Origin of the sequence: Acinetobacter sp. A22 (assembly GCF_030913345.1) — a bacterium.
GTDB lineage: Bacteria > Pseudomonadota > Gammaproteobacteria > Pseudomonadales > Moraxellaceae > Acinetobacter > Acinetobacter junii.
On sequence record NZ_CP133162.1, the window covers coordinates 2343338 to 2358375 of the forward strand.

The 15038-nt window shown below is 38.0% G+C and carries 15 protein-coding genes and 2 pseudogenes; 14 read left to right on the forward strand and 3 right to left on the reverse strand.

The annotated features are described in order from the left end of the window. Positions 1-22: 22 nt before the first annotated feature. Positions 23-774 (reverse strand): IS5 family transposase gene (locus Q9Q86_RS11445; protein WP_112987637.1). Its coding sequence is split into 2 segments (ribosomal slippage): positions 23-438 and positions 438-774, totalling 753 coding nucleotides; the frame shifts between segments, so codons are not numbered across the junction. 73 nt (positions 775-847) lie between these two features. Beyond that, complete coding sequence (locus tag Q9Q86_RS11450; protein WP_000993734.1) at positions 848-1126, reverse strand: hypothetical protein; 279 nt, start codon at positions 1124-1126, stop codon at positions 848-850. Positions 1127-1267: 141 nt separating this feature from the next. On the opposite strand from Q9Q86_RS11450, the pseudogene Q9Q86_RS17490 reads away from it, so the two are divergent. The 13 genes and pseudogenes from Q9Q86_RS17490 to Q9Q86_RS11510 form a co-directional block, all read left to right on the forward strand. Further along, a pseudogene (locus tag Q9Q86_RS17490) lies at positions 1268-1396 on the forward strand (serine/threonine-protein phosphatase 2); the annotation flags it as partial. 88 nt (positions 1397-1484) lie between these two features. Next, a complete protein-coding gene (locus tag Q9Q86_RS11455; RefSeq protein ID WP_004762545.1) occupies positions 1485-1868 on the forward strand; it encodes a transposase in 384 nt (127 codons plus the stop codon). Then, positions 1865-2200 carry an IS66 family insertion sequence element accessory protein TnpB gene (tnpB, locus tag Q9Q86_RS11460; protein WP_157938043.1) on the forward strand — a complete coding sequence of 112 codons (336 nt, stop codon included), beginning with the start codon at positions 1865-1867 and terminating at the stop codon, positions 2198-2200. The genes Q9Q86_RS11455 and tnpB overlap by 4 nt, the downstream gene beginning before the upstream one ends. A 74-nt stretch (positions 2201-2274) precedes the next feature. Then, positions 2275-3900 carry an IS66 family transposase gene (locus Q9Q86_RS11465; RefSeq protein WP_157938044.1) on the forward strand — a complete coding sequence of 542 codons (1626 nt, stop codon included), beginning with the start codon at positions 2275-2277 and terminating at the stop codon, positions 3898-3900. 58 nt (positions 3901-3958) lie between these two features. Continuing rightward, entirely contained in the window at positions 3959-4513 is a 555-nt protein-coding gene (locus tag Q9Q86_RS11470; protein ID WP_112987118.1) for a metallophosphoesterase, read from the forward strand. 261 nt (positions 4514-4774) lie between these two features. After that, complete coding sequence (locus Q9Q86_RS11475) at positions 4775-5857, forward strand: ImmA/IrrE family metallo-endopeptidase (RefSeq protein ID WP_000148670.1); 1083 nt, start codon at positions 4775-4777, stop codon at positions 5855-5857. 205 nt (positions 5858-6062) lie between these two features. Next, entirely contained in the window at positions 6063-6242 is a 180-nt protein-coding gene (locus tag Q9Q86_RS11480) for a hypothetical protein (RefSeq protein WP_001141890.1), read from the forward strand. 114 nt (positions 6243-6356) lie between these two features. Beyond that, positions 6357-7370, forward strand: a complete 1014-nt coding sequence (locus Q9Q86_RS11485) for a nucleotidyltransferase (protein WP_000211631.1) — start codon at positions 6357-6359, stop codon at positions 7368-7370. Further along, on the forward strand, positions 7370-9082 hold the full coding sequence (locus Q9Q86_RS11490; RefSeq protein ID WP_004756392.1) for a ThiF family adenylyltransferase: 1713 nt from the start codon (positions 7370-7372) through the stop codon (positions 9080-9082). The genes Q9Q86_RS11485 and Q9Q86_RS11490 overlap by 1 nt, the downstream gene beginning before the upstream one ends. 5 nt (positions 9083-9087) lie before the next feature. Continuing rightward, positions 9088-9549 carry a Mov34/MPN/PAD-1 family protein gene (locus Q9Q86_RS11495; RefSeq protein WP_004756394.1) on the forward strand — a complete coding sequence of 154 codons (462 nt, stop codon included), beginning with the start codon at positions 9088-9090 and terminating at the stop codon, positions 9547-9549. A gap of 2 nt (positions 9550-9551) precedes the next feature. Beyond that, positions 9552-10946 carry a dsDNA nuclease domain-containing protein gene (locus Q9Q86_RS11500; RefSeq protein ID WP_004756395.1) on the forward strand — a complete coding sequence of 465 codons (1395 nt, stop codon included), beginning with the start codon at positions 9552-9554 and terminating at the stop codon, positions 10944-10946. A 44-nt stretch (positions 10947-10990) separates the two neighbouring features. Continuing rightward, positions 10991-12862: a hypothetical protein gene (locus Q9Q86_RS11505; protein WP_112987117.1), complete on the forward strand. Its 1872-nt coding sequence runs from the start codon at positions 10991-10993 to the stop codon at positions 12860-12862. Between the two features lie 117 nt (positions 12863-12979). Then, positions 12980-13184 (forward strand): annotated as a pseudogene (locus tag Q9Q86_RS11510) (transposase domain-containing protein); the annotation flags it as partial. Between the two features lie 70 nt (positions 13185-13254). Here Q9Q86_RS11510 and Q9Q86_RS11515 read toward each other — a convergent pair. Beyond that, a protein-coding gene (locus tag Q9Q86_RS11515; RefSeq protein ID WP_112987637.1) for an IS5 family transposase occupies positions 13255-14006 on the reverse strand; the annotation gives its coding sequence in 2 pieces (ribosomal slippage) (positions 13255-13670 and positions 13670-14006; 753 coding nt in all). A 124-nt stretch (positions 14007-14130) separates the two neighbouring features. Between Q9Q86_RS11515 and Q9Q86_RS11520 the strand changes: the two genes are divergently transcribed. Beyond that, positions 14131-15006: a LysR family transcriptional regulator gene (locus tag Q9Q86_RS11520; RefSeq protein WP_004756399.1), complete on the forward strand. Its 876-nt coding sequence runs from the start codon at positions 14131-14133 to the stop codon at positions 15004-15006. Positions 15007-15038 lie beyond the last annotated feature (32 nt).

The window sequence follows — 15038 nt, forward strand, 5'->3', positions numbered from 1 at the left end:
CCTAACTAGGGTCTGTTGAGAATTACCGAGAGTTAATTACACTCGCGCACAATTGAATCATGGCTTCAAAACTCGTATCTGTTTTACAACTACGCATCGCTATACGTTTAAATTCTTTTAACTTACAGAAATAGTTTTCAATGAGATGACGCCATTTATACATAGTCGTATCAAATGCTCTCATTACTTTTCGATTAGATTTGGGTGGGATCACCACTTTCACTTTACGTTCATTGAGTTCTTGGATGAGCCAATCTGCATCAAATGCTTTATCAGCTAGTAATGCTTGAAAATCAACATCTTCAATTAAAGGTTTGGTTTCTACTAAATCGTGATATTGACCAGGCATTAATCGAAACTTAATGAGGTTGCCTAGACTATCCACTAAGGCAAGAATTTTACAGGTCATTCCACCTCGAGATTTACCTATAGACTGTTTGAAAGTCCCCCTTTTGCACCTTGCCCATGTCGATGAACTTTAACAATCGTTCCATCAATCATGGCGTATTCCAAATCAACATCTTCATTTACAGATGCAAAAATAGTTTCAAATACACCAGCTTTAACCCAGTCACGGTATCTTTTAAAGACGGTATTCCATTTACCAAAATGAGCAGGTAGATCACGCCATGGACTGCCTGTACGGGCAATCCATAGGACTGCTTCTAAAAATAATCGATTATCTTTTCCACTACGACCTCGATCGGTCACTTTACCTAGGCAAAAAGGTTCCATTTTTGCCCATTGGGCATCAGTAAGTATGTATCTATCCATAGTACTATTATAAATTAATCAGTAGTCTTTGTTAATTCTCAACAAGCCCTAAATAAGGTAGTTATAAATATTTTTAATGTTGCTTGAATTGACCATCCTGAATAAGATCATCTAATTCATCTTCAAAGTCCTCTAACTTATGTTTTAATGACTTTATTGAATGGATCAATCTTGTATTTTGTGGATGCCTTGGATTCTTTAATTTGTGATAAATTTCTAACAATTCAGATCGTTGAGAATTAAGTCTATCAATTTGAGCTTCAAGCGCCACTCTCGGTGTCCATTTAGCAAGGAGCTCTTGTTCATATTTATTTAATTCCTGATCTGACATCACTTCTAATTGTGCATTCATTTAGCTGTGTTCCATTACTTACATTCGTTTATTTTAGAATAAAACCCCACATAAAGATCAAATGTCCAATTAAAAGGAGAATCAATCTATTCAAACTCCCCCTGTTTGATGAAGACTTTGATATTAAACAATTGGATAATTATGAGAGAAGTAGATTTAGGTTCTAACTTAGTAGAGTTCTATACAAAACCTATTCGAGGTCGGCTTTTTGTAGTTGGTGACCTACATGGTTGCTATACATTACTTATGAATAAGTTAGAAGAACTAGAATTGTAAGCGTCCGCTGAACACACCTTATGAATTCATCCTATAAGCCTTAATTTAGTCCCCACTTAAAAACAAGTGGGGACTAAAATTTATGACTACAAATCACCAGACATCCATCGCATCTCTTGCGAAAAAACGAAGAACATACAGTGCTGAATTTAAACAGCAGATCGTTCAGGCTTGTAAAGCACCGGACGTTTCAATTGCTTCGGTCGCTTTGCAACATGGATTGAATACAAATCTTGTATCCAAATGGATTCGCTTAATTGATGGTAAGCCAGGGAATGATCGCTCACCACTACCGAATAAACCTGCATTTATTGCCTTATCTTGCTCTGCACCATTAGATCCTACTCCTACTGACATGTTAACGGTTCAAATTACTTTACCCCACTCAAAAGCAGAAATTGGCTTGAAATGGCAAGTATCAGAAATATCTGCTTTAGCAGAATTACTCAAGGCACTTGCAACATGATCCGCATTGATGAAATCTGGCTTTCTACCCAACCTCTGGATATGCGAGCAGGGATGGATACTGTCATTGCTCAGGTGGTGAGAACCTTTGGCTCGATCAAGCCGCACTGTGCTTACCTGTTCTGTAATAAACGTGGTCATCGTATGAAAGTACTGGTGCATGATGGACTGGGCATCTGGCTGTGTGCCCGGCGGCTGGAACAGGGCAAATTTCACTGGGCTAAGCTTCACCAAGGTGAAACCGTGGCCCTCAGCCCGGAACAGTTACAGGCACTGATCCAGGGTTTGCCCTGGCAGCGCATTGGACGACAGCAGGTGGTGACGATGCTTTAAACCAGGCTGTTCCATTCCGCTATTCTCCAAACGTTCTATTTCATTCTTCTCATGACCTCAGGCATACTGCGGTCATGAATACGCTGCCTGACTTAAGCCAACTGACCCATGAACAACTGCTGGAATTTACCAGACAGTTGGCGCTGCAGCATCAGTCTCTAGCACAATCAAACCAGCAATTAGATGCCAGAGTTCAACATCTTGAAGTCACCAATCAGCAATTAGATTCTAAAGTTCAACATCTTTCTATTCTCAATCAAAAATACGAGCATGAACTCGCACTATTTAAACAGCACAAATTCGGCAGTAAAAACGAACATCTCACTGCAAAACAAATCCATCTCTGGGATGAAGCGGTTGAAGAAGATATTGCTGCTGTTGATCTGGAACTGGAACGGCTGAATGCAGATAAAACCGATGCAGCGACACAGAAAGCCAAAACCAATAAACCTAAACGTCGACTGCTGCCCGATCATCTACACACCATTCGTATTGAGCATGAACCAGCATCAACCCAATGCAGTTGTGGCTGCCAGTTACGTCGTATCGGCGAAGATATCAGTGAAAAACTGCATTTCAGACCGGCACAGTTCTATAAGGAACAGCATGTGCGTGGCAAATGGGTCTGTGATCAGTGTGACACCCTGACTCAGCAAGCGATGCCCGCCTATGTGATTGATAAAGGCATTGCTTCACCTGAACTGCTCAGCCATGTGCTGGTATCGAAGTATGCCGATCATTTGCCGCTGTACCGTCAGCGCCTGATCTATCAGCGGGCGGGCATTGATCTGTCCAGATCTACTTTATCTGACTGGATAGGTCGCTGCGGTGTGGAACTGGAACCTCTGGCCAATGCCTTAAAACAGGTGGTGCTGCAACAGCGGGTGATCCATGCAGATGAAACACCAGTCACCATTATGCGGATGGGTGATGATGAGAAAAAACCGAAGAAAGGTTATGTCTGGGCCTATGCCACTACACAGTACAATCCAGTTCAAGCGGTGATCTATGACTTTCAGGATAGCCGTTCAGGTCAGCATGCTGCAGAGTTCTTGAATGGCTGGCAGGGTTATCTGGTCTGTGATGATTACAGTGGTTATAAAGCACGCTTTAAATCAGGCGATGTCATTGAGGTGGGCTGCATGGCGCATGCACGTCGTAAATTCCATGAGCTACATGTGACTGGGAAAAGTCAGATCGCTGAACAGGCATTACTGATGATTCAGAAACTGTATGCGATAGAAGCCGAACTCAGGAAAAAGACCGATAGTACAGCAGAACACCGCCGCGAATACCGACAACAGCACAGCCAACCGGTGATGCAACAACTGTATGAATGGCTCAACCAACATTATCTGACGGTGCCATCGAGTTCTCCAACCGCCAAGGCCATCAATTACAGTCTGAAGCGTTGGCCAGCCTTAAGCCGCTATCTGGATGATGGCAATCTACCCATTGACAATAACTGGGCAGAGAACTCAATGCGCCCCTGGGCATTGGGCCGTAAGAACTGGTTGTTTGCAGGTTCGCTGCGCAGTGGACAGCGAGCGGCAAATATCATGACTTTAATCCAGTCAGCAAAGCTGAATGGGTTGGATCCGTATGCCTATCTCAGTGATGTGCTGAAAAGGCTGCCGACGCATAAAGCGACCCAAATAGAAGAATTACTGCCACATCGCTGGAAATCCAACTCAAATTAAAAAATAGGCATGGGGTTCAGCGGACGCTTACCTAGAATTTAACTTTCAGCAGGATTTATTGGTCTCCGTTGGAGATTTGGTTGATCGCGGCCAAGAAAATCTTGAATGCCTAAGTCTTATTAATGAGCCCTGGTTTAAAGCAATCCGTGGCAATCATGAACAGATGTGTATTGAAGCAACTTTTGATAATGAAATGAAAGAAATGCATGCTTATCATGGTGGAGACTGGTTATATAAGCTACCTACTGTTCAACAACAAATTGTTGTTGAACAGTGTCTCAATTTACCGATCATTCTTGAAATTCATCATAATAATAAAGTTTATGGTTTTGTGCATGCAGATATACATATCAATGACTGGGATAATTTCAAACAAGAGGTTCTTAAAAATAACTACTTCATTGAAGGTGAACAATCTGCCATGCAAATTGCATTATGGCATAGAGGACGTGTCCGTTTTAGTACATACAATCCTATCTATAAGACTGTAACGGGAGTTGATGAAATTTATTTCGGCCATACTGTAGTCAAGGAACCTGTTAAGCATCAGAATTGTTTTTTTATCGATACTGGTGCTGTTTTTGGGGGACCTTTAACCATTCTTGAACTATAAGAGATCTATGTTAGGTTTCATATTTTAGTATCTTGACGTAAACATACTTCTTTCAGGAAATTTACATGTTAAAATGTAAAAACCAAAACACTATATATAGTATCCATAAAAACAAAAAACACTATATATGCATAAAAACAAGCTTAAACCCATTAAAACGAAACATTTTAGGAATAATTTGAAGAAAAATTTGCATACTCTTTTCTGTTCAGTTATTATTCGATTAACTTGATCTGTAAGTCAATCATCTTGGAGGTGAATATGACTCATTTCAATCCTGACATGCTTAGTATTGCACGAAACTTTCGTGGTCTTAGTCAAACTGAACTAATTGCTGAAATGGGACAGTCTATTACCCAGGCTTCATTATCTAAAATTGAAAGTGGGGACTTAAAACCCTCCGATGAAGTTATCCATAATCTATCCAATGCCCTACATTTCCCTATACGATTTTTCGAACATATTGAAAAGCTAAATGCACTGCCAATTAGTTTGCATGCATACAGAAAAAAAAGCTCTACCACAGCTAAAGCATTGAGCCGCATGAATGCTGAAATGATGTTAAAAATGGGCCATGTACAAACATTAGAATTATTCACAAATGTGCCAAAAAGAAAAAATTCCTTACCAACTTTTAAAATTGGCCTAGATATAAACACTCCTCAAGAAGCTGCTAAAAAACTTAGGTCATTGTGGGCATTAGGGAATGAACCTCTTGAAAACCTAACTGCCACTGTGGAAGATGCAGGGGTTTTAGTCTTTTTATGCGACTTTAAAGATAACAATGTTGATGGCGTATCCTTAAAAATGCATGGTGTGTCTCCATGTGTATTTCTAAATGCAAACCAGCCAAATGACAGAATACGCTTCACACTAGCACATGAACTTGGGCATTTGGTCCTCCATGAAGAGCCATCTGAGTTCATGGAAAAAGAAGCAAATGACTTTGCTGCCGAATTCTTAATGCCAGAAGAAAAAATTATTGATCAATTAGGTTCAACTAATTTAGCTCACTATCTAAGACTTAAAAAGGAATGGAAAACCTCAATGGCAGCCTTAATCTATAGGGCGTCAGAGTTAGGAACTATAACTTCAAGTCAAAGTGCCAATTTATGGCGGCAGATGGCTATGCGTGGTTATCGTAAAGTTGAACCAAATGAATTGGATCGAGAACCGACATATAGAGTAGCTTCAATGCTCTTTGACTACGCAATAGATGCAAAAAAAACATCAACATCTGTCATTAGTGAGTTATCTCAATTATTTGACTTATATGAAGATGACTTTAAAAAACTATATTATTTTGACCTAGATTCAATGGAGACTATTGAGATGGTTTCATAAATTAAAAAGCCGACTCTATTGGGTAGAGTCGGCTTGATAGATTTTCACACAGGAAAGGCATATGGCTCTAAGCCCTACGCATACCTCATGTTAGATCTGGCTGTCAGAACCCCATTCTAACATTTAGGCCCGTAAATCTCAAGATTTACCCGCTTATTTTGGTATGCGCCCTGAAAAACGAGCCGCCAAAATAGGAGGGCTAACAATGCCTACCGAAAATCAAGACTTCGTGTTTTGTAAATCTTATCGCCATAAATCTGGAAAAATTATTGTCCATCCAACTGGATATTTTAAATTTCCCAGAACTCGGCCATTGAAAGAAGAAAAGGATGCTATCCGTAATAAAAAATCGGATGATCCTGATAACTCAAACTCAATATCGTAAACAAGGTTAAATAACCTACTGCTATGCAACAAAGTTCACAGCAGTACGTTACTTAATTTTTCTGATCGCACTTAATTTTATGCCCCATTTTAGTACATGGGCTCAGAGAGAATTATGACAACTCAACAGCAGTTTCTTGACCTACTTTCCGATATTGAACCATCTACAACAACGGTTAATGATTGTTCAAGCGCACATAATACGCTTCGTGATGCTTTAAAAGTGCATAATGAATTCAGCAAAGTACATGTGCATACATTCTTATCAGGTTCTTATAAAAGAAATACGGCAGTACGTCCGACTACCATAGGCGGAATCACACAAAGGCCAGATGTAGATATTATTGCCCTTACAAATCACACAATTAATGATGATCCTCAAATTGTCCTTGATGCAGTACATACTGCATTAAAGGATATTGGATATACCGATCTTACCGTTAACCGTCGTTCAGTAAATGTTAAGTTGAAAAAAGTTGATATGGATGTTGTCCCTATCATTTCAGATGGATATGGCGGCTATCTGATTCCAGACATTCATCTTGAAGAATGGCTAGTTACCAACCCTCCAGCCCATACCGAGTGGACTGTTGAGGTGAATAAAAATGCAAATGGTCGATTTAAGCCTCTTGTGAAGCTATTTAAATGGTGGCGTCGTGAGAACTTGTCTGATTTAAAAAGACCAAAAGGATTCATTTTAGAATGCCTGGTTGCCAAGCATATGAATTACTACGAATCCAACTATGAAAAGTTGTTTGTTTATCTTTTAGAAACGATCAGGGATTCTTATGGGATTTATGCGTCACTAGGCATAATTCCACATTTAGAAGATCCTGGTGTTGCAGGCAATAATGTTTTTTCTGCGGTTACAGCAGATGAGTTCAAAACTTTTTATGAAAAGGTAGAAGAACAAGCTGTTATTGCACGAAACGCCTTAAATGAAACAGATGATGATAAAGCATTAGCCCTATGGCGGCAGGTTCTGGGTAATCGTTTTCCACGTTCGGCATCACACAAAAGTGCAAACTCTGCTGATATGGCCAGCTCTTTAATCCGTTCTGCTCTAGGTGCGGGATTAACCTTTCCATCAACCCCTGTTTATCCAAATAAACCAGGAGGCTTTGCGTAATGGAACTGCTAAAAACACCATTAGAACGCCTAGCTCAAGAACGGCAGTTATTGACTGATCTTGAGAAAGAGAAAAATAGTTTTAAGATTCAGGAGTGGAACTCAACAGACACAAATGAACTGCATTTGAACTTCTCTCTAAAGATAGGAACTATAGATTTTAATGGTGTTTTAGTATATCCAGAGCTTTTCCCAGAGCTACCAGCATATATACGCCCACAAAAATCTGGTGAAAGATGGAGTATCTTGCACCAGTATGGTGGTTCAGGAGTGCTGTGTCTAGAATATGGCCCAGATAATTGGAATACCAATATCAGTGGAGTGGATCTAGTTAGAAGTGCCCAGCTTCTTTTATTAACAGATGCAATGACTGTATTGGAGATGAATGTAGAACCTGTACCATCTAGGCATTCTGAAACAATAGGTCAAAAATTAAGAGGTGTTTCAGAAAGGTTCATTGAAACACCTATGTTACGTCACATACTCTTGGGTAGTGATTCTGAGAAAATGGACTTTAAGATTGCCATCTCAAGCTTTCGAGACAAAACCGTTATTGTTCCAACAAATATTCAGAACAAACCTCTACCTGACATCGTACCATCATTTTCTAATGAAAGATTTGAATTGTCTGGATGGGCGATACGAATTGATTCTGTTCCTCAATTAAAGGAATCCGTAAATGACCGAGTTTCATTAGAATCCTTTTTAGGCAATTTATGGCCTGCTCAAGAGGAATTCACAAATTCCATACAGCCTATATTGTTATATGACTTAAAGGGTAACTTGGAACTATTCTTGATTAATAATACAGCACCACTTTTCGTAAGTTATCCTGCTATTAATCTACATGATGATCAGAATCAAAGATTGCCAGCACAATTTAGCCATCTCAATAATACAAGGATAGCAATTGTAGGTCTTGGATCGTTAGGAAGTAAAATTGCAATTTCACTGGCACGGTCGGGCTGTAAAAACTTTCTACTTATTGATGATGATATTCTGGCCCCACACAATCTTGTCCGTAATGAACTCAGCTGGTTAGATGTTGGCTTTGCTAAAACCCATGCTGTTGAAAGAGCATTAAAACGAACAGTATTAGACATAGAAGTTGAAACGTATGAAATGCAAATTGGTGGACAGGAAAATCCTCATTTAAATTCCAATATCGCTAATGCCATTGCCACATGTAATCTGATTATTGATGCGACAGCAAGCTCACATACATTTCTAACCTTAGCTGCAATTGCTAAAAGAAAACATATACCAATGGTATGGGGTGAAATCTTTGGTGGCGGTGGTGGAGCAATGATGGCCCGTAGTCGCCCAACGTTAGATGCCTCACCTTTAGAGCTTCGCAATCATATTTATGGTGTCTTACAAACGTTGGAACCAATCCCAGAAGGCAAAGTTAATAATTACTGCTTTCAAACACAAAACCAAACATATATTGCATCAGATGCAGATGTAACGGCTCTTGCAGCGTCTATGACGCAGTTCACATTAGATACTTTATGTACAATTGATGAGCAATCCTCTTATCCATATTCAGCATATTTAATAGGGTTCCGTAAATATTGGATATTTCAATGTCCTTTTGATACTCATCCTATCGATTGTTCAGGTGCGTTAGTAACAGAATCTCCTACGGATAAACAGATATCTGAAAGTGAAAATGGCAATTCTATTGAAGAGCCTGAACCGATGAAAGGTTAATACTGATGCTGAAAATATCCATTCCTACTGATATACAAATTTTACTGATAAAAGCCCTGTTGAAGTCTGGAACCCACGAATGTGGCGGTGTTTTAATGGGTGAGCATATAGGTACAAACCATTTTAGAGTTAGCTCATTAACTGTTCAAAAGAGTGGAACGATAGCATCCTTTGTACGTGGAATTACGGATGCTATTAAAGCAATTCGCCTTTTTCATAAATCAACAAACAATAATTATCAAAAATTTAACTATTTAGGTGAATGGCATAGCCATCCTCTCTTTAGTGTACAACCCAGCAGTAAAGACCATCACACCATGAGGGAATTGGTGTCCGATCCAAAAGTTGGGGCAAATTTTGTAGTCTTACTGATTTTTCATTTAAAAAACAATCATCTTGAGGGCAGTGCTCACACCTACCTATCAGATGGTTCCTGTTACCGATCCACCCTAGATTTAGAGAGATAATAATGAGTGCGAGTCTGTTAGAAAAACAATCAACTGGTGGTGCGATTGCACGAGTAGGATTTGAATATCAGGATGCATTTGTATTAAGGAGCTTACCGCTATGGCTTTCACAAAGTGCATTTAGCCATATAGTGAGTGAAGCATTAAGTGATATAGAAGTTTGTTATTTTTCTTCGGAAAAGTCATTACATGTAATGTATGAAGCAAAAAATCACTCCTTAACGGCTACGGAATTTTGGGATGAAATAAGGCGTTTTAAAAGTCTTTTTGATACCCACCCAAAAAACTTTATTTGGTTTAATTTAGTATGCCCAAGTTATAACACCGCTATCTCACCATTAATTTCAAAAATAGACCGATTAAGAGGGGTTGGATCTTCTTATGATGACGACTCTTCAGTTTCAGTGAATGGGCGCTCGGAATACCTTGATTGGTGTGTTGGTAAAAAAATTGATTTCTCTTTAGCTGAATTTGCTCTTGATTATGTTGGTTTCATAACTTTTAATTCTGAGAATAGTGAGTCTATATTTCTAAGTGAAATTCAAGACACAATAAATATTGAACTGCTCAGGAGTCAGGTCAAACAACTAAAAGATCAGTTCAAAAATCTAATTTCTCGTTCATCTTTTGGTCCAATATATCGTAAAGACTTTGAAAGTTTTATTTGCCATGCTCTTGAAGAAGATATAAGTAGAAGTCAGTGGCTATCCGATCCTATAAAAATTAATCTTTCAGCATCATCCAGTCAGTATCAAGACTTAAACTTAGATATTAGTGATTTCAATGGTCCTGATCGTGCTCAAAAAAACTCCAGCGACTGGAACAACCTAATCAAAAAAGCAGTATCGATTGGGGATTTTATTCATAGCAGTGGTGACCGTAGAACCCTCCTTATAGATGGCAAACAAAGAATGTCCAACGCATGTATGCTTGGCTATGTTTTTAGTGCCACACGTAACTTCCTACTTGAAATAGAACATAATGGCCTCGCTTATCGCACTGATGACCATAAACAGAAAGAGGGACAATTTTTTAATAAAATCGACCCTGTTGAGCTACAGGGTGAAACTGAAGCCATAGTTACTATCGGATTTCCTACAACTATAGGTAAAGACATTGACTCTACAATGGATGAAGTAAAGAGCTTACCTAGACTGAATTTAGAAAGCTCTTATGTGATTGATAATATGGAAACTCTAAATCTTGCTGTGAGAGAGGCAAAATCCGCTTTAGTTTCATTCAAATCTGAAAATAAGTTATCTAAATTACACCTCTTTATTAAAGCACCCTCAGTTTTTGCAATGGTCTTGGGACATCGCTTGAATGGTATTTGCGATATCCAGCTTTACGATTGGGTAGATGGGCAATATATCCCTACAGCCGAACTGAACTTATAAGAAGAATTGACTAGTCGATAATATTACCAATAGAGAGGTTGATCATGAACAATCATTCTAATGAAGAAAATACTGATAACTCTTTAGATAAAAAAAAATCACCCGCATTCAAAGTTCTTGAATCCAATGCTGAAAAGTTCTTAATGGTGTGGTGGTATGGGGCGTTAGCAAAAGCTGAACGTAGAAATACCCAACCTAAAGTTCATGTGGCTTTTAGGGAACTTCTGGAAGATTACACACCCACAGATAATTTTATTTTTATTGATGCCAATATAACAGATTTGGTGTCTTGGCCTATTGGCACAGTTTGGCATCATGAACGATTGGTTGATTATCTTCCCTTAGAAATACGGGAGTTTGATATTGACCATACGGATTTTAAACATACCTATGTTCAAACATATAAGCGAGACGAAAAGACTGGGGAAATAGATCATTTCCTCTCAAACATAAATGAATTTTATATTAAGCCAAGCAAACGTGAGAATTGTATTTCTTTCTCCTTAACGGATCAGGAATATAAGGAACTTCTCGTACCTTGTTTTGAGTTTCTGGTTAGAGGGTATGGTCTATCTACTGAACTTCCTAGAATTCTGACAACATACGATGAGGCCGAACGGCATGAACGGCTCTACACTCCTCATCCAGGAGAGGAAGGCACATGGACTGTTCTTATAGGTGATGGCCTTACATTAAATGACCATGTATTTATTGCCTATTATCAATACAGTGAATATACCCAAAATGCTGTAAGGATATTATTTAGCAGTATTGCAAAACATGATGATTTTGATAAAAAAAATCATATATACCCTAAAGTAATGCCATGGCACGAGGAAACGAGAAAGATTCGAGTTTCAGGTTTCAATATTTCTGGTACCAATGCTTTTTTAGGTCTAAGAATTCTTGGAATAGATTTACCAGATCAAACCCTCATCAGAAGTGTCACAAAGGAAGTTCACCAAGTTAAGAAACCTATAGACCACAACGCACCTAAGCCTCCTGAGCTACAACTAGGCTCTGGTCAGATTAATGTATCTGAAGATCAAGGAGGGCGCAGACCATTGTCACAAACGGTTATTTTAGATCATGAATTTGAATGGTTAGGTTCAGGACCCATCGCGAAAAAAAGTAAAACAAAACATGAAAGAACCATTACTCGGTCACAAAGGAAGAAAAATATAAAAGAAACCAATACAGTTGGTACAGGGGAACCTGATAGCTCCAAGGATGTTCTTAATGCCACAATTAATCCGACCACTAATAAAGATAATGCCACAGAATTTGAAGCTCCAGAACAAGGAAGAATTATGGACCTTTGGAATGCTTGCGTAAAAGCACGCTTGTTAAATCCCAGTATTGTCAATGCAGTACACTATTATACTTTTGAAGAAGACTTTAATTACAACGATAAACCCACTCTAATGGCCTTTTCCGTCAATTCAGAAACTTTAGAAAATGAAGATATTTCAGATGGAGAAAAGCAAGCTTATAAAAATTGGTGTTATGCAAATTCAAATAAAACAGCAACTCGCGGAGCATTAGTCATTCGACTATCTCTTAAAAATTGCCCTCCAGTTTATATTTTCGATATACAACCAGCGATTTATATTTCAAATGTAGAGGGAAAAAGCATCCACAAGGAACGTGGGCATTCTGGGCTAGTATTTAGGTCAAAGACCCTAGAACAATTTGAACAGTATATTTCTGATCTCATGAAGAGCTTACCTTTGTCAGAGGGCTCTTATTCGAAAACTCTTCAGGGCTCCAATCTTGTTACCCAATTATTTGTTTTTAGGCGCTCAAAATCTGCTGGCTTTTCAGATGGTGAATCAACTTTATTGAATGCTCTAAGAAAAATTGGAATTACCAATATTCAGTTAAAGGAAAAAACAGAAGAAAAGCCCATCTATTGAGATTAATAACCTTTAATCTCTAAATTCTTTGGTAACTTAATAGCAGATTTATATCTTTCCATTGCAAGTAATCTTTTAGACATAGGTCACCTATAATGTAAAGATTTTTATTTTTCTTGGGCTTTAGGCAGAAAAAACTGGTTATTTGCAGGATCATTACTTAGAGGTCAACGGGCAGACGAACATCATGACTTTAATTCAGTCAGCCAAACTGAATGGTCTGGATCCGTATGCCTAGTTCAGTGATGTGTTAAAAAGACTACCAACACATAAAATGAAAGACATCGAAGAGCTACTACCACATATGTGGAAGCCTGTTTGAGTCAAGTGGGTTTAATCAAATGCTTACATTTATCGAATAAAAACTGAATCTCTCTAGGGTCTGTTGAGAATTACCGAGAGTTAATTACACTCGCGCACAATTGAATCATGGCTTCAAAACTCGTATCTGTTTTACAACTACGCATCGCTATACGTTTAAATTCTTTTAACTTACAGAAATAGTTTTCAATGAGATGACGCCATTTATACATAGTCGTATCAAATGCTCTCATTACTTTTCGATTAGATTTGGGTGGGATCACCACTTTCACTTTACGTTCATTGAGTTCTTGGATGAGCCAATCTGCATCAAATGCTTTATCAGCTAGTAATGCTTGAAAATCAACATCTTCAATTAAAGGTTTGGTTTCTACTAAATCGTGATATTGACCAGGCATTAATCGAAACTTAATGAGGTTGCCTAGACTATCCACTAAGGCAAGAATTTTACAGGTCATTCCACCTCGAGATTTACCTATAGACTGTTTGAAAGTCCCCCTTTTGCACCTTGCCCATGTCGATGAACTTTAACAATCGTTCCATCAATCATGGCGTATTCCAAATCAACATCTTCATTTACAGATGCAAAAATAGTTTCAAATACACCAGCTTTAACCCAGTCACGGTATCTTTTAAAGACGGTATTCCATTTACCAAAATGAGCAGGTAGATCACGCCATGGACTGCCTGTACGGGCAATCCATAGGACTGCTTCTAAAAATAATCGATTATCTTTTCCACTACGACCTCGATCGGTCACTTTACCTAGGCAAAAAGGTTCCATTTTTGCCCATTGGGCATCAGTAAGTATGTATCTATCCATAGTACTATTATAAATTAATCAGTAGTCTTTGTTAATTCTCAACAAGCCCTAGATGATTAACATTATTTAGTTTATTATTCATTTATTCTGATTTATAAATAACAAATCAATTTTTGGAATAAATATGGATATCAAGGGGTTAAAGGTTTTTAATGCTGTTATTGAAACAGGAAGTTTTTCAGGGGCAGCTCAGAAACTTCATTGTGTTCAGCCCAATATTACTTCACATATCAATAAATTAGAAAGTCTATTAGGTGTAAGATTATTGGTTCGATCTCCTAAAGGTATTTGTCTAACCGCTGAAGGTGTTAAACTTAAAAAATATAGCGATCAGATCTTAGATCTTGTAGATGCAGCATCGGATGATCTTAGTTCTGACAATAATACATTACAGTCATGTCCACTTGATATCGGCATTCTACAAACTGTTAACCAACGTAATCTTATTGATTGTATCCAGCATCTAAACAATAAAACGAAACAACCATTATCAATAAAAACTATGTCTTTAAACCATTTAAAATCAGAATTGATCGCTGGAAATATTGATTGTGGATTAATTAATGAAGAATTAATTCATCCTTGTATCTATAATATTCCTTTATGGAAAGAAACGGCTGTACTTTGTTATAACAATAAATTATTTCCACCACTTACCCAATATTCTAAAGAAATTAATCTTATCGCTTATCCAAAGGGTTGCTATTACCGCCAAATTGGTGAGAAAATTTTATTAAATCAAAATATTAATTTCACAACAATTGATTTCGACAATATTGACAATATATATCAGGCAGTTCTCAATGGTTTAGGGTATGCAGTGTTACCCCATAGTTATATTGAGAGAATGAATAATGATCTTATTACTTTACAAGAGATCCATGATACTGATAGCTCAGTACAAATATGGTTCTCATGTCAAAATCGTTACTTATATAATTTTAAAGAGCTTTATTTACTTCATGACATTCTTATTCACAATGTTTCAGCTAGATGTTAGGTTAATAAGGAAGATCATGTTCTTCCTTATTA